Consider the following 25,232-nt stretch of genomic DNA (forward strand, 5'->3'; position numbering starts at 1 on the left):
GTGCGTCCCCGGGGACCGGTCGTCGTCGCGACCACCGGTCCCCGGGAGGCGCGGTCTCACGCGGCGGGCTCGTCGGCGAGCTCCGGGAAGCCCGCCGGGGAGCCGGCCGGCAGCCAGCGGCCGAGCCGCTGGCGGCTGAACAGCTCGTCGAGGACCATGTGCGCCGCACCGGGCAGGGCCGGGTCCGGTGTCAGGGTCGAGCGGCTGATCCGCAGGTCTCGCGTGGCCAGCGGCAGCGAGCGCTGGTAGACGGCCTGGCGGACGCCGGCGAGGATCGCGTCCCCGGCCAGCGCCACCCCGCCCCCCAGCAGCACCAGGGACGGGTTGAAGAAGTTCACCAGGGTCGCCACCGTGTCGCCCACCAGTTGTCCGGAGCGGCCGAGCAGCTCGACGGCGAGCGCGTCCCCGTGCTGAGCGGCCGTGGCGACGTCGGCCGCGGTGATCTGGCCTGTCGCGGTGAGCACCTGCAGGAGGCGGGGACTCCGTCCTTCCTCGGCCGCCGTCGTCGCGTCCCGGCTGAGGGCTGCGCCGCCGGCGAGTGCCTCCAGGCAGCCGACGTTGCCGCAGCGGCACACGACTCCGCTGGCCACGTCGACGCTGGCGTGCCCGATGTCGCCGGCGGCCCCGTTGGCGCCGCGGTGCAGGTGACCGTCGGAGATGAGGCCGGCGCCGATGCCGGTGCCGATCTTGACGTACACCACGTTGCGGTGGTCCTGGGCCGCGCCCATCCGCAACTCGCCCAGCGCCATGAGGTTCACGTCGTTGTCGACCCACACGGGCACGTCGAACCGCTCGGCCAGCCGGGCCCGGACCTCGTAGCCGTCCCACCCCGGCATGATCGGAGGGCTGACGGGGGTACCGGTCGCGAACTCGACCGGTCCTGGCAGCCCGACGCCGATGCCGTACACGGGTGCGTCGGGGACGGACTCGTCGGCGAGCAGGTCGGCGAAGAGCTCGGCGACCCGGTTCAGGGTCGCGTCCGGCCCGGCGGCGATGGACCCCGGCTCCTGGACGGACGCCAGTACCCGGCCGGTGAGGTCGGTGACGCCGGCGGCGACGTGCGTGGCGCCCAGCGGGGCGACGAGGACCAGCCCGGCGGTGGCCCGGACGGCGAGTTCGCGGGGTGGGCGGCCGCCGGTCGAGCGTCCCAGCTCGCTCTCCTCCAACAGGCCACTGTCGAGGAGTTGCGTGACGCGCTGGGTGACCGCTCCCCGGCCCAGCCCCGAGACCCGGGCCAGCTCCGGTCGCGAACGAGCCCGTCCGCAGCGCACCAGGTCGAGCACCGTGACCAGCCCGTCGAGCTGGTCGGTGCTCACGGGGGCGCGGGTGGCGACCCCGGATGCCGTGCTCACCTCCACCCCTCCTTCGACAGTTCAGCACTTGACTTCTGCATGAGCGAAGCACAACATACCGGTATCCCGGACAAAAGCCGAGGGGGAAAGCTGCTGGGCCAGTGGAGGTTCCGCCCCTGGATTGTGGCCCAGGCGGCCGTGTCCGTCGCCCATGCCGGAGCCCCCGCGGAGCCCCGCTCCCCGTCAGATGCGGGCAGCGAGCCGGCGGCGGTGCGATCGGCCATCCCCGTCCGGAACCCGACCGATCCTCGGTCCCACAGCCCGCTGCCGGAGGCATGAGACCCGGCAGCACGGTCCGCCATGGACCCCGGGGGTGAGCCGCCCGGCCGCCCCGTCGAGCAGGAGCGCTGCTTCGCAGCGACGACAGGAGAGGAGCCCCACGTGGGCAAGCTGGATGGCAAGGTCGCCGTCATCACCGGGGGCGGGCGCGGCCAGGGCCGCTCCCACGCAGTGCGGCTGGCGAGCGAGGGTGCCGACGTCGTCATCTGTGACATCACCCAGCAGGTGGGCTCGGTGCCGTTCGAGACCGGGCGCCCCGGCGACATGGAGGAGACCGTCGCGGAGGTCGAGAAGCTGGACCGTCGCTGCGTCGCCCTGGAGGCCGACGTCCGCAGCACCGCGGACATGCAGCGCCTCGCCGACACGGCGATGAGCGAGTTCGGTCGGATCGACTTCCTGCTCGCCAACGCCGGCATCCTCAGCCTGTCGGACAGCACCTGGGAGCTCACCGACGAGCAGTGGGACGACATGATCGACATCAACCTGACGGGTGTGTTCAAGGCCTGTCGAGCCGTCGTCCCGCACATGCGCGCCGGGGGCAACGGTGGATCGATCATCATCACGTCGTCCATTGCCGGGCTCCGCGGTGTCGCCGGTTGCACGCACTACACGGCCGCCAAGCACGGCATCGTCGGCCTCATGCGCACACTGGCCCGGGAGCTCGCGCCGGAGATGATCCGCGTCAACACCCTCCACCCGACCGGAGTGGACTCCCCCATGTCGAACAACGACTACTTCCCGAAGTGGCTGGAGGAGCACGAGGAGCTCGGTAACGCGATGCGGTTCAACCTCATGCCGGTCGACGCGATGCCGATGGCGGACGTCTCGGCGGTCGTGGCCTTCCTCTGCTCGGACGAGGCCAAGTGGATCACCGGCTCGACTGTGCAGGTGGACGCCGGCTTCATGCTCAAGTAGCCGACGCGAGCCCGGCCCGCCGTTCCGCCCGTGCGGAAGGCGGGCCGGGTCAGCGGCGGTCCAGCAGGGCGCGGGCCGCCGCGTGGCCGCCCAGGCCGCTGACCGCCCCGCCGCGGACCGTGCCCCCCGAGGAGGCGGCGACCACCCGCGGGTGGGCCGTGGCGACGCCCCAGGTGCCCACCTCGTCCGGGGTCGCGGCCACCGGCCAGGCGAGGTCGCCGTGGAAGATGTGGCCGCCGGGCATCGCGAGGGACTCCTCGACGTCCAGCGGGGACGCCGCCTGCAGGCAGAGCTCGCCGTCGCCGTCACGGGCCAGGCAGTCCAGCAGCGGCTCGGCCAGGTGCGCGTCGAGCTGGGCGACGACCCGCCGCACCGCCTCCCGGCGGGTGCCCACCGGGTCGTCGCGGAACAGCGCCGCCGGTGTGTGCAGGCCGAACAGGGTGAGCGTCTGGTACCCCGCCGCCTGCTCGGCCGGCCCCAGGATCGAGGGGTCGGACAGCGAGTGGCAGTACACCTCGAACGGGATGACGTCGGGCAGCCGGCCGGCGGCGGCCTGCGCGTGGGCCGCGTCGAGCTGGCCCGCGGCCTCGTCGACGTGGAAGGTGCCGGCGAAGGCGATGGCGGGGTCGACGCCCGAGCGCAGCCGGGGCAGCCGCGCCAGCACCATGTTGACCTTGAGCTGGGCGCCGTCGGTGGTGGGCCGGGGCGGTGCGCCGGTCAGCCGGTCGAGCACCGCGGGCGCCGCGCCGCAGACCACGTGCCCGGCGTCCACCGCGCGCTCGGTGCCGTCGTCGTCGGTCCAGTGCACCGTGACGCCGTCGGCGCGCGGCTCCAGCGCGGTCACCGTGGCGCGGGTGACCAGCTCGGCGCCGGCCCCGCGGGCCGCGGCGGCCATGGCGCCGGTGACCGCGCCCATGCCGCCCACCGGCACCCGCCAGCGCCCCGTGCCGTTGCCGACCACGTGGTAGAGGAAGCAGCGGCCGGCGGCCGAGCCGGGGTCGTGCACGTCGGCGAAGGTGCCGATGAGCCCGTCGGTCAGTGCCACGCCCTGCACCACGTCCGAGGTCAGGTGGTCGCCCACGACGTCGGCCAGGGGGCGCTGCTGGAGGTCCTGCCACAGCTGCGGGTCGCGCAGCCGGCCGGCCAGCTCCTGAGGGGAGAGCAGCGGCTCGATGAGGGTGGGGGCGAGGTCCTCGGCCAGCGTGGCCAGGCGGCCGTAGAAGCGCTGCCAGCCGGCCAGTTCGGCGTCTGAGCCGGTCAGCGCGCGGAACGAGGCGGCCGTGGCCGGCCCCTCGTCCCGCTCCACGAGCAGCCCCGCGCCCCCGGGGACGGCGGTGTAGGAGGCCACGGCGCGGTCGGCGAGGGTCACCTCCAGGTCGAGGTCGGCGACGATCCGGTCGGGCAGGAGGCTCACCAGGTACGAGTAGGCCGACAGCCGGACGTCGACGCCGGGGAACACCTGCTCGCTGACCGCGGCGCCGCCCACCCGTTCGCGGCGCTCGAGCACCAGCACCGACCAGCCGGCCCTGGCCAGGTAGGCCGCGGCCACCAGCCCGTTGTGCCCACCACCGACGACGACGGCGTCGTACGCGCCCGCTCCGCTCACCGGCGGACCGTAGCCGGTGCCGGCACCGTCAGCTGCCCTCGGCGGGCGCGTCCTCGCTCTCCTCGCAGCCCTGCCCGGGAGCCTGCTCGGCGGTGCCGCAGTCCTGCTCGTTGCGGTTCACGTCGGTGTTCCCGCCGGTCTCGGTGCTGCTGCACCCGGCGAGCACCCCGGCGAGGAGGAGGGCGGCCAGGGGGCGTCTGAGGTCCATGCGCTGGACGTGCTCGCGGGGAGCGGTCGCCAAACCCCACCGGCACCACCGGACCCACCGGTCCCGCGTGTGTGGCGGATGGAGTCGAGAGTCCACCAAATCACATCCAGGTAATTGTCACGGCAGCGTCACGGCCCTTACGGTGTGTGTGTCCGGCGGGGCGCTCCGTCACCAACCTGGGTGACACCCCGAGGACGCCGCCGAGCACGCGCCCTCCTCCCCGGGGGCGCGGGGCCGGGGACCCACCGCAGCACTGGGGTGAAGCGCGCACGGCCGTGGCCGGCGCGCCGGGCGCCTTCCCGCCCGAACCCGTCAGCTAACCCGGTAGGCGGCCGTGGAAGAAACGGAGTGCCGCCGCCCCATGGCGTCCCCTCGCACCGCCCGCCGCGCTGCCCTCGTCCTGGCCGTCACCGGCGCCCTCGGCATCACCCTCGTGCCGTCGTCCGCCGAAGCGGAGGAGCCGGCCACCGCGCAGGAGGCCGCCGCCCTGGTCGCGGCCCGCGGCCACGAGCTGGAGGTCGTCACCGAGGAGTTCAACGAGGCCCGCGAGGCCCTCGCCGCCCAGCAGGCCGCCGCCCAGCAGGCCGCCGCGGCGGTGACCGACGCGCAGGGCGCGGTGACCGCGGCCCAGCAGCAGGTCCGCGGCATCGCCCGCAGTGCCTTCACCGGCGACAGCATGGGCTCGCTGCAGGCGCTCATGACCAGCGGCTCGGCCGAGGAGTTCGTCAACCGGGTCACGCTGCTGGAGACCGTCGCCGGCCACCAGAACGTGCTGCTGGACCAGGCCGTCGCGGCCGGCGAGGTCGCCGCGGAGGCCCAGGCGGTGGCCGACCGCGCCGCCACCGAGGCCCAGGCGCAGTACGACGCCGTCGCCGCGCAGCAGGCCGACCTGCAGGAGCAGATCAACGCCTACCAGGCCGACTACGCCCGGCTGTCCGCCGACGAGCGGCGGGCCGCCCTCGAGGCGGCCGCGACCGCCCACGGTGGCGGGGCCGAGCGCGCCAGCCGCGCCGAGCGCTCCGCGCCGGCGCCCGCGGCCTCCGCGCCGGTGGTGGTCGGTAGCGGGGCTGTCCAGACCGCGATCGACACGGCCATGGCCCAGCGTGGCAAGCCCTACGTCTGGGCGGCGGCCGGGCCGGGCTCCTACGACTGCTCCGGGCTCGTGCAGTACGCCTTCAAGGCCGCCGGCATCAGCCTGCCGCACTCCAGCCGCATGCAGGCGTCCATGGGCACCCAGGTGTCCCGGGCCGAGGCGCGCCCCGGTGACCTGGTCGCCTTCTACAGCCCGGTCAGCCACATCGGCATCTACCTCGGCAACGGCCAGATGGTGCACGCGCCGACCTCCGGCGACGTCGTCAAGGTCGCCAGCGTCGACGCCATGGGCGCCACGCCGCGGTTCAACCGCATCGCCGGCTGAGAAAGGGCCCCGTCCTCTCCCCCTCGCCTGCTCGGGGCGGTGCCCTGGACGGGGTCATCCCGGAGCCCCGGTCGCACGACGCGACCGGGGCTCCGCGCGTCTCCGGACCTTGACCGCGCCGACGCGCTCGTGAACACTGATCTCGAAAGAGAGCACTGTTCACAACAGGAGGTGGGTATGGCGCAGGCATGGCAGTGGGCCTGGGCGGGCGTCGCGTTCGCCGCGGAGCTCGGCGCGCTCGGTGCGCTCGGGTACTGGGGCGCCACCGCCGGCGCGACGACGGCCGGCCGCTGGCTCCTCGGTCTCGGCCTACCCCTGGGGGTGGCCGTCCTGTGGGGCGTGTTCGCTGCGCCGCAGGCCGTGGTGCAGGTGGCCGCGCTCGCCGTCCTCGTGAAGGTCGTCGTCTTCGGGGGCGCGGTGGCCGCGCTGCTGGTCAGCGGCTCGCCGCGGCTGGCCGTCGTCCTCGCCGCGGCGGCCGTGCTCGGCACCGTGCTCTCCGGGCCCCTCACCTCCCCGGCGTCGGCGGACGCCGTCAGCGCCCCGGCCCTCCGCTGACCTCCTGCAGCAGCCCCCACACGAACCGCGCCCGGGCCCCGCCGGGCAGCGCGACCTCCCAGCGGGTGACCACGCCGGGGTCGACGCTGCGTGCCCCGGGCAGGCCGACGACGTCGTCGAGCACGTGCTCCCACACCAGCAGCCGCGCCGCGGACGCGGGTGGGACGGGTGAGCCTGGCGCCCGGACCAGGTGCTCGTTGAGCACCGACCCGCCGGGACCGGACAGCACCTCCCAGTAGAGGTGGGGCCACAGCGGCACCGGCCACCGGCGGACCTGGACGTCGAGGTCGCCGAACCGGCGGTCCTCGAGCTCGTCCGGCGGCCCGAGGACGGCGCTGCGCAGCGCCAGCCCCCGCGGGGCCCGCGGCGAGTGCTGCAGCGCCTGCCAGCGGGTGTGCGCGGCGTGCGCCTCGGCGCGGGTGGCCCCCAGCCGGGGCAGCGCCTCCGCGACCAGGTCGGGGCGCAGGTCGGCCATCCGCCGCAGCAGCACGAGGCAGAACTCCCGCCGCGCCAGTCCCCGCACGGGCGTCGACCCTGCCAGCATCCGGCCGTGCTGATCCCACCGGCCACCGCCGCCGCGATCATGGAGGGGGTGGTCACGCTGGCGTTCCGCCGCTGGGACCGGCCGCGCATGCGCCCCGGCAGCACCCAGCGCACGGCGGCGGGGGTGGTCGAGGTCGTCGACGTCACCGAGGTGGACCCCGCCGACATCACCGAGGCGGACGCCGTGGCCGCCGGCGTCCCCTCCCGCGACCGGCTGCTCCGGCTGCTGGACCGCCGCCCCGGCACGCACGTCTACCGGATGCACGTGCGCGGGGCGGGCGCCGACCCGCGGGTGGCGCTGCGTGAGCAGGGGGCCCTCTCCGCGGCGGAGCGGGCCGAGCTCGACGCGTGCCTCGACCGGTGGGACGCCGCCCGCGCCGCCGGACCGTGGACGCGCACCGTGCTGCGCCTGATCGCGGAACGCCCCGGGGTGCGGGCGCCCGACCTCGCCGCCGTCCTGGGCCGGGAGGCGCTGCCGTTCAAGCGCGACGTCCGCCGGCTGAAGGAGCTGGGCCTGACCCGCAGCCTCGCGGTCGGCTACGAGCTCTCCCCGCGGGGCGCGGCGTACCTCGGGCCGCGCATCGGGGAGGATGGGGGGCGATGAACCCCCGCGCCGTCGCCCTCGCCTTCCGTGCCGTCGCCCTCGCCGAGGCCTGTTCCTGGGTGGGCCTGCTGTTCGGCATGTTCGTGAAGTGGGTGCTCGCGTCCTCCGAGCGCGGCGTGCAGATCTTCGGGCCGATCCACGGCGGCATCTTCGTCGCCTACGTGCTGGTCTCGCTCCTCGCGGCCCGCGTGCTGCGCTGGAACGCGCTGACCACGCTGTTCGCCCTCGCCGCATCGGTGCCGCCGCTGGCCACCCTGTGGTTCGACCGCTGGGCGACCCGCACCGAGCGGCTGCCGCTGCCCGAGCCCGTCCCGAGCGCCTGACGCGAGCCCTGCCCGCCCGCGCCCCGGGCGGGCGCGTCTAGGTTCGCGGTCGTGCCCGAACCGGTCCTGCCCTCCACCGCCCGCACCCTCCTCGCCCGCGTCGCGCGGGTGCAGCGCGACGGCCGCGCGCCCAGCCTGGTCGCCGGCGTCGTCCGGGAGGACGGGCTGGCCTGGTCGGCCGGGCGCGGCGACGTCCCCGAGCCGCACACCGACGTCCAGTACCGGCTGGGGTCGATCAGCAAGACGGTGACCGCCGTGGCGGTGCTGCGGCTGCGCGACGAGGGGCGGCTGGCGCTGGACGACCCGCTGGAGCTGCACGTGCCGGGGACGCCGGTGGGGGAGCGCACCGTCGGGCAGCTGCTGGCCCACCTGGGCGGGGCCGCCGCGGAGAGCCCGGGCGGCTGGTGGGAGCGCACGCCCGGCGGGTCGCTGGAGGATCTGGGGCTCGCCGACGAGCACGCCGTCCTCGGCGCCGCACGCCGGTTCCACTACTCCAACCTCGGCTTCGGGCTGCTCGGTGAGCTGGTGGCCCGGCTGCGCGGCCGCCCGTGGGACGACGTCGTCCACGACGAGGTGCTGGCGCCGCTGGGCATGACGCGCACGACCCCGCGTCCGATGGCCCCGGCCGCCGAGGGGCACGCGGTGTACCCGTGGGCCGACGTCGTCCTGCCGGAGCCCGAGCACCACGCCGGGGTGATGGCCGCCGCGGGGCAGCTGTGGGCCTCGTTGGCCGACCTCGCCCGGTTCGCGGTCTTCCTGCTCGGCGACACCGGCGACGTGCTCGACCCGGCGACGCTGGAGGAGATGACCGTGCCGGCCGGGGTGGACTCCTCGGCGCCGGGTTGGTCGGCCTACGGCCTCGGGCTGCAGGTCATGCGGGTCGAGGGGCGCACGCTCGTCGGGCACGGCGGGTCGATGCCCGGGTTCCTCGCCGGGGTGTTCGTCGACCGCGAGGAGCGGACCGGTGCGGTGTCCCTCGCCAACGCCACCAGCGGCCCGGAACCGGTCGTCTTCGGCCTGCTGGCCGACCTGCGCGCGGCCGAGCCCCGGATCGTCGACCCCTGGCAGCCGGCGCCGTCGCCCGTGCCGCTGGAGGACCTCGGCATCTGGTTCTGGGGCCCGGCCCCCCACGTGCTGCGGGCGCTGCCCGGCGGGTTGCTGCACCTCGGGCCGATGCCCGGGCGGGCGGGGCGGGCCAGCCGCTTCGCACGGCGGGAGGACGGGAGCTGGGTCGGGCTGGACGGCTACTACGCCGGTGAGCCGCTGACCATCGCCGCCGACCACCTGGACCTCGGCACCTTCGTGTTCACCCGCACCCCCTACGACCCCATGGGTCCGGTGCCCGGCGGCGTCGACGAGGGTGGCTGGCGGCACTGAGCCGCCCCGCGGGTCACGGCCGGTCGAAGGCGTCCATCGTCGTCTTGACCACCGCGCCGTAGACCAGGTGCGGCACCAGGTCGCTGGCCCAGTCGGTGGCCGACCAGGTGCGCGGGTCGGTGATGCCCAGCACGGTCATCGGCCCGTTGGCGGCCACCAGGACGCCGGCCGTGGTGAGCAGGGTGCCGACCACCGGCTGCGACCGGAAGCCCGCCGCCCGCACCAGGCCGACGACGACGCCGACCCCGATCCCGGCGACCAGCCCGGTCAGCGGGCCCAGGCCCTGCACCCGGTTCTGCCGCGTCTCGTCGTCCCCCGGGATGGGCACGTGCGCCTTCTCGGCCAGGGTCTCCACGGTCTGCTCGGGCGTGGAGCTGCTGCCGCGGCCGCGCACCGCCATGTCCAGGTAGGTGACGGCGTTGAGGGCGGTGCTGCCCGCCGCGCCGGCGGCGGCCCCCCGCAGCGCCCAGCCGAGCACGCTGATGCCGCGCCGGCCCTTGCCGATCGTCCCCACCGGGGTGCGCTTCGCCATGGCTGCGCCCTACCCGCGGGCCCCCGGCGGCCACACCAGGCCGGCGGGCGGCGAGGGGGCAGCCGCCGGCCACCGGCCGACGGCCGGTCAGCCGGCCACCGGCCGGCACAGGAACTCGGCGAGCAGGCGGGCGCAGCGTCCCACCGTCTCGGTGTGCTGGACCTCGTAGCCGTGGGTGCTCAGGGTCGGCAGCGACAGCAGGGCGGCGCGGGCGGTCTGGCCGCTGCTGCGTGCCTGGGAGGCGTCGGAGTCGAAGGACTCCCAGACCGCCGCGCGGGGAGCGAGGTCGAGCTCGTGTCCCAGCGCCATCAGCCGGTCGCTGATGGCCTTGTCGTAGACGACGGCGTCGTCGGCGTAGGCGACGACCGGCCCCGAGTCGACCGGCACCTGGTACTCGGCCTCCGCCGGACCGATGTCCAGGGCGAGGGTGACGTCGCCGGGGAGCGTGCGGCTGGCGTGGGCGGCGCCGATGCCGCCCATCTCCTCACCCACGGTGCAGACCAGGTAGACGTCCGCCGGCGGGCGCCGGTCCTGCTCCCGGAGCAGCCGCGCGGCGCCCACCAGGGCGGTGAGGGCGGTGCGGTCGTCGAGGAAGTACGAGCCGACGAAGTCGCCGAACCCCACGAGGCTGCGGCGGCTGGAGTGCACGCAGACGCGGGTGCCCGGGTGCACCCCGGCGGCCTGGAGCGACTCGACGTCGCGGCCGGTGAAGGCGTGCACGTCGGTCCACTCCATGGCCCGGTCGCCGCCGTCGGGCTTGGTCTGCCAGACCTTCGGTGTCTCCTGGGTGGTGTGCTCCGACCCGAGCAGCAGGACGGCGGTGAACTGCTCGGTGTCCCCCAGCACGGTGAGCGGGCCGAGACCGAAGTTGCCCGGGTACATGATCCCGAGCTGGGACAGCCGCAGGGTGCCGTCGGGTTCCACGCGCTTGACGATCATCGCGAGCTCGTCCATGTGCGCCATGACGCGCACGACCGGGGCGTCCTGCCCGCCGGTCCCGCGCAGCAGCGCGACGAGGTTGCCCGCCGCGTCCACCGTCAGCTCGTCGACGAACGGTTCCAGAGACCGCCGGCAGACCTCCCTGACCTCGTCCTCCTGACCACCGGGTCCGTAGGCGGCGAGCAGGTCCTGGAGCAGGGCACGATCAGCGGGGGACACGGATCTCCTCGGGGCGGCGACGGGCCCGCCCTCCTACCCCCGTCCCTCGTCCGGGTAGTCGTCGTACGGGGCGCCGCCGCCGGGCGGCCAGGACCCACCCGGTCGTGAGCAGCACCATGGCCGCGAGCAGCAGGTCGTCGCGCGGCGCACGACGGCAGCGTCCCGCGTGTGACCCTCGTCGGCCAGTGGCGGAGGCGTGGATCGCCCCGCACGCTGTCCGGTGTGGAGGACGTCGACGCGCGGCTGGAACGCACGATCGAGGACCTGCTCGACGCCCGGCGGGCCGGCGCCTCCATCTGCCCCTCGGAGGCCGCCCGCGCTGTCGACGCCGCCGGCTGGCGCGACCTCATGCCCGCCGCCCGGGCTGCCGCGGGCCGCCTGGCCGCCGCCGGCCGCGCGGAGGTGACCCAGGGCGGCGCGGTCGTGGAGGTCGCCACCGCCCGCGGACCCGTGCGGGTGCGCCGGCCGCAGTAGTCCGCCGCGGCGGATCCCGGGGTACTGCCTCGAGCCCGCACCGCCAGCGCCGCGCCTCGTCTCCCGGCGCCCGACCCGTGCCGGGGCACGCCGGTTGGCGCTGTCCGCGTCGGCGGTGTCATGCGGCGGTGAGCAGGGGTGGGCCGATCACGATCTCGGTGCCGTCGGGTCGCCAGGTGCGCCAGTGGCCGTCGGGTTGGCGGTGCACGCGGAAGCCGTGGTGGACCTTGGTGTGGTGGCGTTCGCACAGCAACGCGGAGTTCTGCAGTGACGTCTCGCCGCCGTTGATCCACTCCACGACATGGTGGACGTCGCACCAGAAGGTGGGCGCCTGGCAGCCGGTGAACACACATCCCCGGTCGCGGGCCTCCACCGCCTTGCGCAGGTGTGGGGGCACGACGCGTTTGTCCCGGCCGAGGTCGAGTGGGGTGCCGTCGGGGGTCATCACGATCCGGGAGACGGCCGCGTCGCAGGCCAGCCACCGGGCGCGGGCGGCGGAGATCGCGGTCCCGAAGCCGGTCTCCCCGGCGCCGGGGGCGGCCTTCGGGTCAATCAGGTCGGCCAGGTCGATGCGCACCATCACCTGCGGCTTGACGGTACGCAGCACCGGCAGCCCGCCGGTGGCCAGCTGCAGGTCGCACAGCTGCACCAGCGCATCCCCGAGCTGCTGGGCGCGGGTCCGCAGATCCCCGGCGCCGCGGCCGGCCTGCACCAGGGCCTCCAGCGCGGTGCAGAACCTCTCCCCGCCCACGGCGTCGAGCTCGACCCGGGCGGTGAGGCCGCCGTCGGCGTGCCGGGCGAGCCACACCGCGCGGGCCTCGGTGGGATCGGGCTCGGCCCCGTCGGGCTCCAGCCGGGCCAGGTAGTGGCCGACCACCCGCCGCAGCACGGTGTAAGGACGGCCCGCGGCCACCCCGGCCAGCACCCCGTCCACCTCGGCCAGGTCCACGCCCTGCTCGACGGCGGCGGCCAGCCGGTCGTCCTTGGTGATCGGGGCGATGACGGCGACCTGCTCGGCGCTGACGTGCCCGTCGGCGCACGCCGCGGCCACCGCCGACAGCTGGACCAGGGCGCGGCCGTTGCGCACCACCCGCCCGGCCTCGGCCGGCGACAACCGCCCGTGCCCCCGCAGCCACGACTGCATGCTCTTCAGCCCGTCGTGCTCGGCCGCCCCGCTCACCTCGCACGCCCGCACGGTGCGGGCGACCTCCGCCGCCAGCCGGTTCGACGCAGCCAGCAACCCGCGCAGCCGGTCCAGCAACTCCGCCGCGCCCAGCGGCGCCAGCTCCTCACCGACCACGGCGTCGAGCACCGACGGCAAGCCGTCCACGACACCTCTCACCTTCGATCAGATGTTCGAAGTCTACCGCCGCAGGAGACCCCTAACCACCTGAATTCCCAGTTCAGAGCGCTGTCCACAGATCGCGGAGCCCCCTTGCGCAAGTGGGGCCGATCGGCTGGCCTCCAGAGGCGAAGTCAGGTGCGGCGCACGGCGGGAACGTCTCACCGGGGCGCCTGTCGGCGATGCGAAGCGGGTGGCCGGGCGAGTGCGGGATGTCCCGGGGTGCGGGGTGACGACCGGCAGGCTCAGTCGGCGCCGGCGGTCCGGTCCAGCAGGGGGGCCATCCGGTGGTCGACCAGCCGGCGCAGGGCGAGCGCGGTGTCGGTGCGCTGGACGCCCGGGATGGCGAGCACCCGCTCGGTGATCCGCCACAGGTCGTCGGCGTCGGTGGCCACGACCCGCACCAGGAGATCGGCCACCCCGGACAGCGCCGTCACCTCCAGCACCTCGGGGATGTGGGCGAGCGCGTCCCCGACGTCGGCCAGGCTGCGTTGCACCACCTGGACGGTGACGTACGCGCCGAGCCGGTAGCCCAGCGACTCGGGCTGCACCCGGGCGTCGAACGGGGCCAGGGCGCCGCTGCTCTCGAGCCGGGCCAGGCGCGCCTGCACGGTGTTGCGCGCGAGGCCGAGCTTCTGCGAGAGCGCCATGACGGTGGCGCGGGGGTCCTCGGTCAGGGCCCGCAACAGGCGGGCGTCGGTGGCGTCGAGGACCGGCACGGTGCTCAGTCTGACATGCGAGGACGTCCTAGTACCGAGCAATCTGCGCACCAGGTGGGACGCCCCTTGCGCATCCCGGCGGAGCGGTGATCTTCTCGCCAGGGCGGGGGACGTGCCACGATGTGTGAGTGGCGCCACACCCCGGTGCCACGAGGCGTCCACCACCGAGCACGGCCGGCGACCCCGGCGGCCCGGTCGACGGAGGAGTGAGTGCGTGAGCGTGTCGAGCGCGACCACCGAGGTGGTCGACCCCGTCCCCGGGGCCGAGGCGCCCCACCTGCCGCAGCAGCCCGACCTGGTGCAGCTCCTGACGCCGGAGGGTGAGCGGGTCGAGCACCCCGGGTACTCCCTCGACCTCGCGCCCGACGAGATGTGCGGCCTCTACCGCGACCTGGTGCTGGTCCGCCGGTGGGACGTCGAGGCCACCGCGCTGCAGCGGCAGGGCGAGCTGGGCATCTGGGCCTCGCTGCTCGGCCAGGAGGCCGCCCAGATCGGCGCCGGCCGCGCGCTGCAGCCCGACGACATGGCCTTCCCCACCTACCGCGAGCACGGGGTGGCGTGGACCCGCGGGGTCGACCCGCTGGACGTCATCAGCCTGTTCCGCGGCGTCGACAACGGCGGCTGGGACCCGGTCGCCACCGGCTTCAACCTCTACACCGTCGTCATCGGCGCGCAGACCCTGCACGCCACCGGCTACGCGATGGGCCTGCAGCGCGACGGTGCGGAGACCGCGACCATCGCCTTCCTCGGCGACGGCGCGACCAGCCAGGGCGAGGTCAACGAGGCGATGATCTGGGCGGCCAGCTTCTCCGCCCCCGTCGTCTTCTTCTGCCAGAACAACCAGTACGCGATCAGCGTGCCCCTGGAGCGCCAGTCGCGGGTGCCGCTCTACCAGCGGGCGGCCGGCTGCGGCTTCCCCGGCGTCCGGGTCGACGGCAACGACGTCCTCGCCGTCCTCGCCGTGACCAGGGCGGCCCTGCAGGCCGCCCGCGAGGGGCAGGGCCCCACGTTCATCGAGGCGTTCACCTACCGCATGGGCGCGCACACCACCTCCGACGACCCCACCCGCTACCGCCTGGCCAGCGAGCTGGAGGAGTGGAAGCTGCGCGACCCGATCGCCCGGCTCAAGGCGTACCTGTCGCGCTCCGGCGCGGCCGACGCCGCCTTCTTCGACTCGGTCGAGGCCGAGGCCGACGAGCTCGCCGTGCGCATCCGCCGCGGCACCGTCGAGATGCCCGACCCGCCCGGCTCGGCCATCTTCGACCAGGTCTACGCCGAGCAGACGCCGCACCTGGCCGCCCAGCAGGCGGAGTTCGAGGCGTACCAGGCGAGCTTCGAGGGGGGCGAGGAGCGATGACGCAGACGCTCACCATCGGCAAGGCGCTCAACCTCGGCCTGCGCAAGGCCATGGAGGACGACGCCAAGGTCCTGCTCATGGGCGAGGACATCGGCCGGCTCGGCGGCGTCTTCCGCATCACCGACGGCCTGCAGAAGGACTTCGGCGAGGACCGCGTCGTCGACACCCCGCTGGCCGAGGCCGGCATCCTCGGCACCGCGGTCGGCCTGGCCATGCGCGGCTACCGGCCGGTCTGCGAGATCCAGTTCGACGGCTTCGTCTTCCCCGCCTACAACCAGATCGTCACCCAGGTCGCCAAGATCCACGCGCGCTCCCGCGGGAAGCTGACCATGCCGATCGTCATCCGCATCCCCTTCGGCGGCGGCATCGGCGCGGTCGAGCACCACAGCGAGAGCCCGGAGGCGTACTTCGCGCACACCCCCGGCCTCAAGGTGGTCGCGGTCAGCAACCCGGTCGACGCCTACTGGGGCATCCAGCAGGCGATCGCCCACCACGACCCGATCGTCTTCCTCGAGCCCAAGCGGCGGTACTGGGAGAAGGCCGAGGTCGACACCGACGCCTCGCCGGAGCCGCTGTTCGCCTCCCGCGTCGTGCGCGGTGGGGACGACGTCACCGTGCTCGCCTACGGGCCCATGGTGAAGACGGCGCTGCAGGCGGCGGAGGCGGCCGCGGAGGAGGGCCGCTCGCTGGAGGTGGTGGACCTGCGCGCGCTGAGTCCGCTGGACCTGGAGCCGGTGTACGACAGCGTGCGGCGCACCGGGCGCTGCGTCGTCGTCCACGAGGCGCCGGTGACCCTCGGCCTCGGTGCCGAGATCGCCGCGCGGGTCACCGAGACCTGCTTCCACTCGCTGGAGGCGCCGGTGCTGCGGGTGGGCGGCTACGACACCCCGTACCCGCCGTCGAAGCTGGAGGAGGAGTACCTCCCCGACCTCGACCGGGTGCTCGACGCCGTCGACCGCGCGATGGGGTTCTGAGGATGGGTGAGCTGCGCCAGTTCAAGCTGCCCGACGTCGGCGAGGGCCTGACCGAGGGCGAGATCCTGCAGTGGCTGGTCGCCGTCGGTGACACGGTCACCGTCAACCAGCCGCTGTGCGAGGTGGAGACGGCGAAGGCCGCCGTCGAGCTGCCCTCGCCGTGGGCCGGCACGGTCACCGCGCTGCTGCACGAGGCGGGCGACATGGTGGACGTCGGCACGCCGATCATCACCATCGACGTCGGGGGCGACGGGCCGGCTCCCGCCGGGGACACCGCCCCGCCCGCCGCGCAACCCGCCGGCGAGCCGGCCGCGGGGCTGATCGGCGGCGCCGCGCCCGGCGGGCGGACCGCGGTCCTCGTCGGTTACGGCCCCCGCACCACCGAGGCCCGCCGGCGCCCGCGGCGTGCCGTCCACGCGCCCCCCGTGCCGACCTCGCTGGCCGGGTCGGCCGACGACGGCTCGCGCGGGACCCCGCTGCTGACCACCGCACCCGACGCGCGCACCAAGCCGGTGCGGCACGGCGGGCTGGAGGTCGGCCGGGCCGCCGAGGCGCATGCCGCCGCGGAGGAGGCCGCGACCGCGCTGGTCGCCGCACCGGGTCGCGGGCGGCCGCGCCCGCTGGCCAAGCCGCCGGTGCGCAAGCTCGCCAAGGACCTCGGCGTCGACCTCACCGCGCTCACCGGCAGTGGACCCGGCGGCGTCATCACCCGCGCGGACGTCGAGGCGGCGGCCGCCGGCCCGACGACGCCGGCGCAGGAGGCGGCCGCCGCGCTCCAGGGAGCCTTCGACACCGGCAGCGCGGGCCTGGCCCAGCGGATCCCGATCAAGGGCGTGCGCAAGCACACCGCCGCGGCGATGGTGGCCAGCGCGTTCACCGCGCCGCACGTCACCGAGTTCCTCACCGTCGACGTGACCCGGATGACGAAGCTGCGCTCGCGGCTGGCGGCCCGGCCGGAGTTCGCGGGGCTCAAGGTCAGCCCGTTGCTGTTCGTCGCGAAGGCGCTGCTGCTGGCGGCCCGCCGGCACCCGATGGTGAACAGCTCCTGGGACGAGGCCGCGCAGGAGATCGTCGTCCACGGGCAGGTCAACCTCGGCATCGCCGCCGCCACGCCGCGCGGGCTCGTCGTCCCGAACGTCAAGGACGCCGGCCGGCTGAGCCTCCCCGAGCTGGCCGGCGCGCTCACCGAGCTGACCGAGACCGCGCGCGCGGGGCGCACCGCCCCCGCGGACATGGCCGGCGGCACGATCACGATCACCAACGTCGGGGTGTTCGGCGTCGACACGGGCACGCCGATCCTCAACCCGGGGGAGTCGGCGATCCTGGCCTTCGGGGCGGTCCGCGAGATGCCGTGGGTGCACAAGGGCAAGGTCAGGCCGCGGCAGGTGACGCAGCTGGCGCTGTCGTTCGACCACCGGGTCATCGACGGCGAACTGGGCAGCCGGTTCCTCGCCGACGTCGGTGCGCTGCTCTCCGACCCCGGCACCGCGCTGGCGTTCTGAGCGCATGACCGACCTGCAGCGGCTGCTGGACTTCGCCGAGCGCTCCGCGGTGCCCGGCGGGTTCGGCTTCCTCGGCGGGGACGGGCAGGTCCTCGCCGAGCGGCCGCTGATGACCTTCATCACCGCCCGCAAGACGCACGTCTTCGGGCTGGCCCAGTTGCTGGGACGGCCCGGGGCGGCCGCCCTCGTGGCGCACGGCGTCGAGGCCCTCACCGACGGGCCGCTGCGGGACGCCGCGCGCGGGGGCTGGTACGCCACGGCGGACGACGACACCAAGTCCGCCTACGTGCACGCCTTCGTCGTCCTGGCCGGGGCGACGGCGACCGCGGTCGGCGCCCCGGGCGGCCGGGAGCTGCTCGACGACGCGCTCGAGGTCTGGCAGACCCGCTTCTGGGACGACGACGCCGGCCTCGCGGTCGAGGAGTGGGACGCCGGCTGGACGACGCTGTCGGACTACCGCGGCGCCAACGCCAACATGCACGGCGTCGAGGCGTCGCTCGCCGCCGCCGACGCGCTGGGCGACGACCCGCGCGCGACCCGGCTGCGCGCCCAGGCCCTGCGCGCCACCGAGCGGCTGGTCCACGGCGAGGCACGGGAGCGCGACTGGCGGCTGCCCGAGCACTTCACCGCCGACTGGACGCCGCTGCCCGGCTACAACCGCGACGAGCCGGCCCACCCCTTCCGCCCGTACGGCGTGACGATCGGGCACCAGTTCGAGTGGTCCCGGCTCGCGCTGCACCTCGCCGCGGTCACGCCCGACCCGCCGTCCTGGCTGCTCGAGGACGCCGTCGCGCTGTTCGACGCGGCGGCGACCCGCGGGTGGGCCGCCGACGGGCACGACGGCTTCCCGTACACGCTGGACTGGGACGACCGGCCGGTCGTGGGTGCCCGCATGCACTGGGTGGTCTGCGAGGCGGTGGCCGCCGCGGCGGCGCTGGCCGCGGTCACCGGCGAGCCCCGCTACGGGGAGCTGGCGCGACGGTGGCGGGCGCACGGCGAGCAGCGGTTCGCCGACCCGGTCACCGGCAGCTGGCACCACGAGCTGACGCCGGCGGGAGAGGTCGCCTCGGGCACCTGGGACGGCCAGCCCGACGCCTACCACCTCGTGCAGATGCTGCTGCTGGCGGAGGGCCGGCCGGTGCGGGGAAGCGTCACGGCCGCGCTGCGCTGAACCGAGACGGACGTGTCCCGTCCGGTTCCCGCGGGTAGGTCGGACGCGACCAGTACCCGAGCAGAGGAGCTGACAGTGGCCAGCGTGCAGGAAGCCATCGACGTCGACGTGCCGATCCGCGTGGCCTACGACCAGTGGACGCAGTTCGAGACCTTCCCGCAGTTCATGGGCGGGGTGGAGCGCATCACCCAGCTCGACGACCGGCACACCCACTGGGTCACCAGCATCGACGGCGTGAAGCGCGAGTTCGACGCGGAGATCACCGAGCAGCGCCCCGAGGAGCGGGTGGCCTGGACCAGCACCAGCGGCGAGGCCAAGCACGCGGGCGTGGTGACCTTCCACCGGCTCGACGACACCAAGACCCGCGTGATAATCCAGATCGACTGGGAGCCGACCGGGATCGTCGAGAAGGCAGGCGCGGCGCTCGGCTTCGACGACCGCCAGGTGAAGGCCGACGCGAAGAGGTTCAAGGAGTTCATCGAGAGCCGCGGCACCGAGACCGGTGCCTGGCGCGGTGAGGTCTCGCGGCCCGACCAGCCGTAGAAGTCCGCCCCACAGCACGAGACGGCGCCCGCCCCCTTCTGCAGGGGACGGGCGCCGTCGTTCGTGGGGCCGCCGGCCGCTACTCCGCGTCGAGGTCCTGGGCGACCAGGCCGGCGATCTGCTCCAGCACGGCGGGGTCGTCGGTGGTCACGACGACCGACGTGCCCTGCTTGGCGCCGAGCGTCATGATCATCAGCGGTGATCCGGCGTCCACCGGCATGCCGCCCTCGGTGGCCAGGGTGACCGGGACCCCGGCCTTGCCGACGGCCTCGGCGATGAGGGCGGCCGGGCGGGCGTGCAGCCCGACGCGGGATCCGACGGTGACGGTCTGACTGGGCATGAGATCTCCTCGCTGCTGGGGCGGTCAGGACTAGCGTGCCCGGTCAGGCGCGGGCCGGCTGGGTGTGGACGGCGGCGTGGGCGTGCTCGAGGTCGACGGCGTCCTCCGGCGCCTCCTCGGCGTCGGACTTGCCGATGCTCTTGGCGATAGTGACCGCGATGCCGCCCACGACGGCGCCGATGGCGATCGCGAGGAGCCACAGGAGGAAGTTGCTGATCGCGAAGAACACGAACACCCCGCCGTGCGGAGCCCGCGCCTGGATGTCCAGGACCGCCACGATGGCGCCGGTCGTCGCGCCGCCGAGCATCATCGACGGGATCACGCGGACCGGGTCGGCCGCGGCGAACGGGATGGCGCCCTCGGAGATGAAGGACAGACCCAGCAGCCAGGCCGCCTTGCCGTTGTCCCGCTCGGCCGGGGTGTAGAGCTTCGGCCGGATCGCGGTGCTCAGCGCCATCGCCAGCGGCGGGACCATGCCGGCGGCCATGACCGTGGCCATGATGACGAACGAGCCGGTGGTCGCCGAGGCCAGGCCCGCGGTGGCGAACAGGTAGGCCGCCTTGTTCACCGGGCCACCGAGGTCGAAGCACATCATCAGGCCGAGGATGATCCCGAGCAGGGCCGCCGAGGTGCCGGTCAGGCTGTTGAGCCAGTTGCCCAGGCCCACGAGGGCGGCGGCCAGCGGGCGGCCGAGCACCATCACCATGATCCCGCTGGAGATGAGTGTGGCCAGCAGGGGGATGATGACCACCGGCTGCAGGCCGCGGACGCCGGCGGGCAGCTTCCACTTGCTGATCCACAGCGCCACCAGGCCGGCCAGGATGCCGCCCACCAGGCCGCCGAGGAAGCCGGCGCCCACCGTCACCGACACCGCGCCGATGACGAACCCCGGCGCGATGCCGGGCCGGTCGGCGATCGCGTAGGCGATGTACCCGGCCAGCGCCGGGACCAGGAAGCCGAACGCCGCCTGGCCGAGCACCGTGCAGACCGCGCCCAGGTAGCCGAGGATCCCGAAGCGGAGCTCCTCGGTGTTCGAGCCGACGGGGAGGTCGAACAGCGAGTTGTTGAGCACCCAGCTCAGGGCGTAGCTCTGGCCCTCGACGTCCGGGTTGTCGTTGACGATCTGGTAGCCGCCGAGGGCGAAGCCCAGCGCGATGAGCAGGCCGCCCGCGGCGACGAACGGGATCATGTAGCTCACGCCGGTGAGCAGCCAGCGGCGGATCTCCGCGGCGGTGCTCGGCTTCCCGGCCGCCGCAGCGCCGGTGTCCGCGCCGGCCGCGGCGCCACCGGGCACCCGGCGGGCGTTGGGGTCGTCGGCGGCGGCCAGCGCCTCGCGGATCATGACGTCGGGCTCGTTGATGGCCCGCTTGGTGCCGGACTGGACGAGCGGCTTGCCGGCGAACCGCTCGCGGTCCTTCACGCCGACGTCCACGGCGAAGATCACGGCGTCGGCGGCGCGGATGACGTCGGGCGCCAGCGGCGTGGAGCCCGAGGAGCCCTGGGTCTCGACGTGGACGTCCACCCCCGCGGCCTCGGCGGCGGCGGTGAGCTTGTCGGCGGCCATGTAGGTGTGCGCGATGCCGGTCGGGCAGGCGCTGACCACGACCACGCTGCGCCGGGCGGCGGCCGCCTCGGGCTGGGCGGCCGGGGCCGGGGTGGGCGCGGGGGCGCCGGCCGGGGACCCGACGGGCGCGGCGGCCGGCTCGGGGGCCACGACCTCCTGCACCAGACGGACGACGTCGGCGTCGGAGCCCGCGTCACGCAGCGAGGCGACGAACTCCGGCCGCACCAGCGCCCGGGCCAGGGCGGTCAGCAGCGTGAGGTGGTCGGCGTCCCCGTGGGCGGGGGCGGCGATCAGGAAGACCAGGTCCGCCGGGCCGTCGGGCGCCCCGAAGTCGACCTTGGGCGAGAGCCGGGCGAAGGCCAGCGACGCCTCGGTCACCGCCTCGGAGCGGCAGTGCGGGATGGCGATGCCGCCGGGCAGGCCGGTGGCCGCCTGGGCCTCGCGGGCCAGGGCGTCGTCGGCGAGCGCGTCGGCGCCGGTGGCCCGGCCGGCATCGGCTACCAGCGCGGCCAGCCGGCGGACGACGGTGTGCTTGTCGGCGCCGAGATCGGCGTCGAGTGCCACCAGGTCGGGGGTGATCAGGTCGGGCATGGCTTGCCTCTCCGGGAGGGCCTCAGCGGACGTCGCGGCCGGCGGCCGGGACGGTGGTGCGGGACGTGCCGGGCGGTACGGGAGCAGACGCGGGGCCGCGGACGGCGTGCACCGCGACGGCGGCACGGTCGACCTGGGCCGGGGTGGGGACGGCGGACCCGGGCAGCGACGCGCTGGCCGCCCCGTAGGCGACGGCCGAGCGCAGCCGCTCGTCCGCCGGGGCGCCGGTCAGGTCGGCCAGCAGGTGGCCGGCGAGGCTGCAGTCCCCGGCGCCGACGGTGCTGCGGACGGCGATCGGCGGCGGGGTCGCCGACCAGACCCCCTCGGCACCGGAGAGGAGGGCGCCGTCGGCACCCAGGGTCAGCAGCACCTCCCCGACACCGCGCCCGTGCAGCGTGGCGACGGCGGCCAGGGCGGCGTCCCGGTCGGCGGTCAGCTCCGCCTCCGTGGCCCCGGCCAGCTGGGCCAGCTCCTCGGCGTTGGGCTTGAGCAGGTCCGGAGCGGCGTCCGGGCCCGCGGCCAGCAGGGCCAGCAGCGGGGCCTCGGAGGTGTCGACGGCGATCCGGGCGCCGGTGTCGCGCAGTGAGCGGACCAGGTCGGCGTACCAGTCGACCGGCGTGCCCGGCGGCAGCGAGCCGGACAGCACCACCCAGCGCGCGCCGGCGGCGTGCTCGTGCAGGACGGCGGCCAGCGCGGCCCGGGTGCCGGCGTCGAGCTCGGCGCCGGGTTCGTTGAGCTTCGTGGTGGTGCCGTCGGGCTCGGCGAGGGTGTAGTTGGTGCGCACCGGGCTGCCGATCGGCACCGAGGCCAGCGGGAGGCCCAGCCGGTGCAGCGCGGCCACGATCGGGTCGTCGTCGCCCGCGGGGAGCACGGTCACGACGTCGGCGCCGGCCGCGGCGACCGCCCGCGCGACGTTGACCCCCTTGCCGCCGGGCTCGGTGGAGCTCGGCGCGAGGCGGACGACGCTGCCGCGCTCCAGCGGCCCGGGCAGCGCGAGGGTGCGGTCGAGGCTCGGGTTCGCGGTCAGGGTGACGATCCGGCCGGCGACCGGGCCCGTGGCGGGCCGCGCGAGCTGGGCGCTCATGCGACCACGACCTCGACGCCGGCGTCCTCCAGGCGGGCGACCGCGGTGGGGTCGGCGTCGGAGTCGGTGACCAGCACGTCGACGTCGGCCGGGGTGGCGAAGCGGACCAGGTGCTCCCGGCCCAGCTTGCTGCTGTCGGCCAGGACGACGACCTTCTGCCCGGCCCGCGTCATGGCCCGCTTGACCGACGCCTCGGCCTCGTCCGGGGTGGAGAAGCCGTGGTCGGGGGAGATGCCGTTGGTGCCCAGGAAGGCGACGTCGACCCGCAGGTCGGCCAGGGTGGTGACGGCCTGCTCGCCGACCGCGCACTGGGTGATGCCCCGGACCCGGCCGCCGACGACGTACAGCGACAGGCCCGGCATGGTGCCCAGCCGGGCGGCGATGGGCACCGAGTGGGTGGCCACGAACAGCCGCCGGTCGCTCGGCAGGAGCTCGGCCAGCGCGGCGGTGGAGCTGCCGCCGTCGAGCAGCAGGCTGCCGTCGGCGCCCGGGAGCAGGTCGAGGGCGGCGGCGGCGATCTTGCGCTTCTGCTCGCTGCGGGTACCGTGCCGCTCCCCGAGCGCCGTCTCGACGTAGGTGAGCGCCCCGGTCGGCACGGCGCCGCCGTGCACGCGGCGGAGCATCCCGGCCCGCTCGAGGACGGCGAGGTCGCGGCGCACCGTCTCGGTGGTGACGCCGAACTCCTCGGCGAGCGCGGTCACCGCGACGCGGCCACGATCGGCGACCAGCCCGGCGATGGCCTGTTGCCGTTCCTCTGCGTACACGACCCGCCTCCTCTCCGTGCCCGGTTGTGTGGGTTTGCGGTTGTGATGGTGTTGTTCTACGTCCGATCCATTGACAAGTCAACACATTTCCGTGACCGTGGTCACCAGAAGGCTCCGGCCGCCGCGCTCCTGTCCCCTCGTCCGCCAAGGCAGGTACCCATGTCCACCACCGCTCCCACCACCGTCACCCCCTCGCCCACCGGCGGGCCCACCGTGCTCCCGGGTACGCCCGTCGTCCCCGGCGTCGCGTACGGCCCCGTGGTACGGCCCTCCGGTGCGGTGCTCCTGCCCGCCGACGAGGGGGAGGTCGTCCGCGAGGAGGAGCGCGCGGGGGAGAAGGAGCGCTTCACCGCAGCCGCGGGCCTGGTCGCCGAGCGGCTGTCCGAGCGCGCGTCCGGGGCGACCGGCGTGAGCGCCGAGGTGCTGGCCGCCACCGCCGGCCTGGCCCGGGACCGCGGGCTGCTGTCGGCCGTGGAGCAGCGCATCGCCGCCGGCACCCCGGCCGCGGTGGCGACCGTGCAGGCCGCCCAGCAGTTCGTCGACCTGTTCACCGGCCTCGGCGGGCTCATGGCCGAGCGGGTCACCGACGTCCGCGACATCCGCGACCGGATCGTCGCCGCGCTCACCGGGCAGGGTGAGCCGGGTGTGCCGAGCCCGGCCGTGCCGTCGGTCCTGCTCGCCGACGACCTGGCGCCCGCCGACACCGCCGGCCTCGACCCGACCCGCGTGATCGGACTGGCCACCCGCCTGGGCGGCACGACCAGCCACACCGCGATCATCGCCCGCCAGCTCGGCCTGCCCTGCGTGGTCGCGGTGGGCGGCCTCGACGACGTCCCCGCGGGGGCGACCGTCCTGCTCGACGGCGAGCACGGCACGGTCACCGTCGACCCCGACCCCGAGGAGGCGCGCGGTCGGGTGGCGGCCGCCCGCGCGGCGGCCGCGGCGCTGGCCGGCTACCGCGGTCCGGGCGCGACCCGGGACGGCGTGGCGGTCAAGGTGCTGGCCAACGTGCAGGACGGCGCCGGGGCCCGGGCCGCCGTCGAGGCCCACGCCGAGGGTGTCGGCCTGCTCCGCACCGAACTCGCCTTCCTCGGCCGCGCGGAGGAGCCCTCGGTGGAGGAGCAGGCCCGCGGCTACGCCGAGGTGTTCGCCGCCTTCGAGGGGCGGCGCGTCGTCGTGCGCACCCTGGACGCCGGGTCGGACAAGCCGCTGGCCTTCGCCACGGCCCCGGACGAGGCCAACCCCGCGCTCGGCGTCCGCGGGCTGCGCGTCGCCCGCCGCGACCCCGGCCTGCTGGAGCGGCAGCTCGACGCGATCGCCGAGGCCGCCCGGCGGACCGGCGCCGAGCCCTGGGTGATGGCGCCGATGGTGGCCACGGTCCCGGAGGCGGCCGAGTTCGCCCGGCTGGTCCGCGACCGCGGGCTCGTCCCCGGCGTGATGATCGAGGTGCCGTCGGCGGCCCTGCAGGCCGACCGGCTGCTGCAGCACGTGGACTTCCTGTCGATCGGCACCAACGACCTGTCCCAGTACGCGCTCGCCGCCGACCGGCTCTCCGCCGACCTCGCCGACCTCACCGACCCCTGGCAGCCGGCGCTGCTCGAGCTGGTCCGGCTGACCGCGGCCGCCGGGGCCCGTGCCGGCCGGTCGGTGGGTGTCTGCGGCGAGGCGGCGGCCGATCCGCTGCTGGGGTGCGTCCTCGTCGGCCTCGGCGTGACCTCGCTGTCGTGCGCGGCGTCGTCGATCGCGGGCGTCGGTGCCCGCCTGGCCACGGTCGACCTCGACACCTGCCGGCGGGCCGCGGAGGCGGCGCTGGCCACCGACGATCCCCAGGCGGCGCGGGCCGCGGCGCGGGCGGTGCTGACCGTGGAGTGAGGGCGACATCACCCCGGCGGGTGATGATCCGTCACCGTGTCACGCCGTCTTCCTACGGATCGTCGG

At 75.4% G+C, this 25,232-nt stretch carries 25 protein-coding genes and 1 riboswitch; of the genes, 13 read left to right on the plus strand and 12 right to left on the minus strand.

Annotated features, from left to right (window positions below):
• Positions 1 to 56: 56 nt before the first annotated feature.
• Positions 57 to 1,352, minus strand: coding sequence for an ROK family protein (locus ACI784_RS13265; RefSeq protein WP_457013790.1), 1,296 nt, complete (start codon positions 1,350 to 1,352; stop codon positions 57 to 59).
• A 381-nt stretch (positions 1,353 to 1,733) separates the two neighbouring features.
• Between ACI784_RS13265 and ACI784_RS13270 the strand changes: the two genes are divergently transcribed.
• Positions 1,734 to 2,546, plus strand: coding sequence for a mycofactocin-coupled SDR family oxidoreductase (locus ACI784_RS13270; protein WP_456925539.1), 813 nt, complete (start codon positions 1,734 to 1,736; stop codon positions 2,544 to 2,546).
• Between the two features lie 49 nt (positions 2,547 to 2,595).
• Here ACI784_RS13270 and ACI784_RS13275 read toward each other — a convergent pair whose 3' ends face one another.
• Positions 2,596 to 4,152, minus strand: a complete 1,557-nt coding sequence (locus ACI784_RS13275; protein ID WP_457013791.1) for a phytoene desaturase family protein — start codon at positions 4,150 to 4,152, stop codon at positions 2,596 to 2,598.
• 28 nt (positions 4,153 to 4,180) lie between these two features.
• Positions 4,181 to 4,360 (minus strand): hypothetical protein, encoded by a 180-nt coding sequence (locus tag ACI784_RS13280; RefSeq protein WP_456925541.1) that lies wholly within the window; start codon positions 4,358 to 4,360, stop codon positions 4,181 to 4,183.
• 199 nt (positions 4,361 to 4,559) lie between these two features.
• A riboswitch (cyclic di-AMP (ydaO/yuaA leader) is annotated at positions 4,560 to 4,706 on the plus strand.
• A 15-nt stretch (positions 4,707 to 4,721) separates the two neighbouring features.
• On the opposite strand from ACI784_RS13280, the gene ACI784_RS13285 reads away from it, so the two are divergent.
• Together ACI784_RS13285 and ACI784_RS13290 are read left to right on the plus strand one after the other, a co-directional pair.
• Complete coding sequence (locus ACI784_RS13285; RefSeq protein ID WP_457013792.1) at positions 4,722 to 5,777, plus strand: C40 family peptidase; 1,056 nt, start codon at positions 4,722 to 4,724, stop codon at positions 5,775 to 5,777.
• A gap of 177 nt (positions 5,778 to 5,954) precedes the next feature.
• Entirely contained in the window at positions 5,955 to 6,332 is a 378-nt protein-coding gene (locus ACI784_RS13290; protein WP_457013793.1) for a DUF2568 domain-containing protein, read from the plus strand.
• Here ACI784_RS13290 and ACI784_RS13295 read toward each other — a convergent pair.
• Complete coding sequence (locus tag ACI784_RS13295) at positions 6,310 to 6,855, minus strand: hypothetical protein (RefSeq protein WP_456925544.1); 546 nt, start codon at positions 6,853 to 6,855, stop codon at positions 6,310 to 6,312. The genes ACI784_RS13290 and ACI784_RS13295 overlap by 23 nt on opposite strands.
• A gap of 27 nt (positions 6,856 to 6,882) precedes the next feature.
• On the opposite strand from ACI784_RS13295, the gene ACI784_RS13300 reads away from it, so the two are divergent.
• From ACI784_RS13300 to ACI784_RS13310, 3 genes are read left to right on the plus strand one after another with little or no spacing between them, the layout of a single operon-like run.
• Positions 6,883 to 7,479 carry a hypothetical protein gene (locus ACI784_RS13300; RefSeq protein ID WP_457013794.1) on the plus strand — a complete coding sequence of 199 codons (597 nt, stop codon included), beginning with the start codon at positions 6,883 to 6,885 and terminating at the stop codon, positions 7,477 to 7,479.
• Positions 7,476 to 7,802 (plus strand): DUF3817 domain-containing protein, encoded by a 327-nt coding sequence (locus ACI784_RS13305; protein ID WP_456925546.1) that lies wholly within the window; start codon positions 7,476 to 7,478, stop codon positions 7,800 to 7,802. The genes ACI784_RS13300 and ACI784_RS13305 overlap by 4 nt, the downstream gene beginning before the upstream one ends.
• A 51-nt stretch (positions 7,803 to 7,853) precedes the next feature.
• The gene (locus tag ACI784_RS13310) at positions 7,854 to 9,179 is read left to right on the plus strand and encodes a serine hydrolase domain-containing protein (protein ID WP_457013795.1); all 1,326 of its coding nucleotides are present in this window, start codon (positions 7,854 to 7,856) and stop codon (positions 9,177 to 9,179) included.
• 13 nt (positions 9,180 to 9,192) lie between these two features.
• On the opposite strand, the gene ACI784_RS13315 is transcribed toward ACI784_RS13310, so the two are convergent.
• Together ACI784_RS13315 and ACI784_RS13320 are read right to left on the minus strand one after the other, a co-directional pair.
• Positions 9,193 to 9,711 (minus strand): hypothetical protein, encoded by a 519-nt coding sequence (locus ACI784_RS13315; protein ID WP_456925548.1) that lies wholly within the window; start codon positions 9,709 to 9,711, stop codon positions 9,193 to 9,195.
• An 87-nt stretch (positions 9,712 to 9,798) separates the two neighbouring features.
• Positions 9,799 to 10,869, minus strand: a complete 1,071-nt coding sequence (locus tag ACI784_RS13320) for a M42 family metallopeptidase (protein ID WP_457013796.1) — start codon at positions 10,867 to 10,869, stop codon at positions 9,799 to 9,801.
• A gap of 222 nt (positions 10,870 to 11,091) precedes the next feature.
• Here ACI784_RS13320 and ACI784_RS13325 point away from each other — a divergent pair, with 222 nt between their 5' ends.
• Positions 11,092 to 11,343 carry a DUF3253 domain-containing protein gene (locus ACI784_RS13325; protein ID WP_456925550.1) on the plus strand — a complete coding sequence of 84 codons (252 nt, stop codon included), beginning with the start codon at positions 11,092 to 11,094 and terminating at the stop codon, positions 11,341 to 11,343.
• Between the two features lie 118 nt (positions 11,344 to 11,461).
• On the opposite strand, the gene ACI784_RS13330 is transcribed toward ACI784_RS13325, so the two are convergent.
• Both ACI784_RS13330 and ACI784_RS13335 read right to left on the minus strand, forming a co-directional pair.
• Positions 11,462 to 12,673: a DUF222 domain-containing protein gene (locus ACI784_RS13330; protein ID WP_457013797.1), complete on the minus strand. Its 1,212-nt coding sequence runs from the start codon at positions 12,671 to 12,673 to the stop codon at positions 11,462 to 11,464.
• A gap of 257 nt (positions 12,674 to 12,930) precedes the next feature.
• Positions 12,931 to 13,404 (minus strand): Lrp/AsnC family transcriptional regulator, encoded by a 474-nt coding sequence (locus ACI784_RS13335; protein WP_457013798.1) that lies wholly within the window; start codon positions 13,402 to 13,404, stop codon positions 12,931 to 12,933.
• A gap of 214 nt (positions 13,405 to 13,618) precedes the next feature.
• On the opposite strand from ACI784_RS13335, the gene pdhA reads away from it, so the two are divergent.
• The 5 genes from pdhA (at position 13,619) to ACI784_RS13360 (ending at position 18,951) form a co-directional block, all read left to right on the plus strand.
• Positions 13,619 to 14,761: a pyruvate dehydrogenase (acetyl-transferring) E1 component subunit alpha gene (pdhA, locus tag ACI784_RS13340; protein WP_457013799.1), complete on the plus strand. Its 1,143-nt coding sequence runs from the start codon at positions 13,619 to 13,621 to the stop codon at positions 14,759 to 14,761.
• Positions 14,758 to 15,735: an alpha-ketoacid dehydrogenase subunit beta gene (locus ACI784_RS13345; RefSeq protein ID WP_457013800.1), complete on the plus strand. Its 978-nt coding sequence runs from the start codon at positions 14,758 to 14,760 to the stop codon at positions 15,733 to 15,735. The genes pdhA and ACI784_RS13345 overlap by 4 nt, the downstream gene beginning before the upstream one ends.
• Before the next feature lie 2 nt (positions 15,736 to 15,737).
• Positions 15,738 to 17,237, plus strand: coding sequence for a dihydrolipoamide acetyltransferase family protein (locus ACI784_RS13350; protein ID WP_457013801.1), 1,500 nt, complete (start codon positions 15,738 to 15,740; stop codon positions 17,235 to 17,237).
• 4 nt (positions 17,238 to 17,241) lie between these two features.
• A complete protein-coding gene (locus ACI784_RS13355; protein WP_456922315.1) occupies positions 17,242 to 18,408 on the plus strand; it encodes an AGE family epimerase/isomerase in 1,167 nt (388 codons plus the stop codon).
• Positions 18,409 to 18,483: 75 nt separating this feature from the next.
• Entirely contained in the window at positions 18,484 to 18,951 is a 468-nt protein-coding gene (locus ACI784_RS13360; protein ID WP_457013802.1) for an SRPBCC family protein, read from the plus strand.
• A gap of 79 nt (positions 18,952 to 19,030) precedes the next feature.
• Here the strand turns inward: ACI784_RS13360 and ACI784_RS13365 are convergent, their stop codons facing one another.
• From ACI784_RS13365 to ACI784_RS13380, 4 genes are read right to left on the minus strand one after another with little or no spacing between them, the layout of a single operon-like run.
• Positions 19,031 to 19,291, minus strand: a complete 261-nt coding sequence (locus ACI784_RS13365) for an HPr family phosphocarrier protein (RefSeq protein WP_456922317.1) — start codon at positions 19,289 to 19,291, stop codon at positions 19,031 to 19,033.
• A 43-nt stretch (positions 19,292 to 19,334) separates the two neighbouring features.
• On the minus strand, positions 19,335 to 21,446 hold the full coding sequence (locus ACI784_RS13370; protein ID WP_456922318.1) for a PTS fructose transporter subunit IIABC: 2,112 nt from the start codon (positions 21,444 to 21,446) through the stop codon (positions 19,335 to 19,337).
• A 22-nt stretch (positions 21,447 to 21,468) separates the two neighbouring features.
• Positions 21,469 to 22,530, minus strand: a complete 1,062-nt coding sequence (locus ACI784_RS13375; RefSeq protein WP_457013803.1) for a 1-phosphofructokinase family hexose kinase — start codon at positions 22,528 to 22,530, stop codon at positions 21,469 to 21,471.
• Positions 22,527 to 23,294: a DeoR/GlpR family DNA-binding transcription regulator gene (locus ACI784_RS13380; protein WP_456922320.1), complete on the minus strand. Its 768-nt coding sequence runs from the start codon at positions 23,292 to 23,294 to the stop codon at positions 22,527 to 22,529. The genes ACI784_RS13375 and ACI784_RS13380 overlap by 4 nt, the downstream gene beginning before the upstream one ends.
• Before the next feature lie 159 nt (positions 23,295 to 23,453).
• On the opposite strand from ACI784_RS13380, the gene ACI784_RS13385 reads away from it, so the two are divergent.
• The gene (locus tag ACI784_RS13385; protein ID WP_456922321.1) at positions 23,454 to 25,166 is read left to right on the plus strand and encodes a phosphoenolpyruvate--protein phosphotransferase; all 1,713 of its coding nucleotides are present in this window, start codon (positions 23,454 to 23,456) and stop codon (positions 25,164 to 25,166) included.
• Positions 25,167 to 25,232 lie beyond the last annotated feature (66 nt).

The sequence above is a fragment of the Geodermatophilus sp. SYSU D01186 genome (genome assembly GCF_054050215.1).

Excerpts from the sequence above, each read along its gene's own strand:
- ACI784_RS13355 (WP_456922315.1), top strand. The coding sequence starts at position 17,242 with ATGACCGACCTGCAGCGGCTGCTGGACTTCGCCGAGCGCTCCGCGGTG.
- ACI784_RS13375 (WP_457013803.1), bottom strand. The coding sequence starts at position 22,530 with ATGAGCGCCCAGCTCGCGCGGCCCGCCACGGGCCCGGTCGCCGGCCGG.
- ACI784_RS13385 (WP_456922321.1), top strand. The coding sequence starts at position 23,454 with ATGTCCACCACCGCTCCCACCACCGTCACCCCCTCGCCCACCGGCGGG.
- ACI784_RS13315 (WP_456925548.1), bottom strand. The coding sequence starts at position 9,711 with ATGGCGAAGCGCACCCCGGTGGGGACGATCGGCAAGGGCCGGCGCGGC.
- ACI784_RS13280 (WP_456925541.1), bottom strand. The coding sequence starts at position 4,360 with ATGGACCTCAGACGCCCCCTGGCCGCCCTCCTCCTCGCCGGGGTGCTC.
- ACI784_RS13350 (WP_457013801.1), top strand. The coding sequence starts at position 15,738 with ATGGGTGAGCTGCGCCAGTTCAAGCTGCCCGACGTCGGCGAGGGCCTG.
- ACI784_RS13290 (WP_457013793.1), top strand. The coding sequence starts at position 5,955 with ATGGCGCAGGCATGGCAGTGGGCCTGGGCGGGCGTCGCGTTCGCCGCG.
- ACI784_RS13345 (WP_457013800.1), top strand. The coding sequence starts at position 14,758 with ATGACGCAGACGCTCACCATCGGCAAGGCGCTCAACCTCGGCCTGCGC.
- ACI784_RS13285 (WP_457013792.1), top strand. The coding sequence starts at position 4,722 with ATGGCGTCCCCTCGCACCGCCCGCCGCGCTGCCCTCGTCCTGGCCGTC.
- ACI784_RS13305 (WP_456925546.1), top strand. The coding sequence starts at position 7,476 with ATGAACCCCCGCGCCGTCGCCCTCGCCTTCCGTGCCGTCGCCCTCGCC.
- ACI784_RS13370 (WP_456922318.1), bottom strand. The coding sequence starts at position 21,446 with ATGCCCGACCTGATCACCCCCGACCTGGTGGCACTCGACGCCGATCTC.
- ACI784_RS13365 (WP_456922317.1), bottom strand. The coding sequence starts at position 19,291 with ATGCCCAGTCAGACCGTCACCGTCGGATCCCGCGTCGGGCTGCACGCC.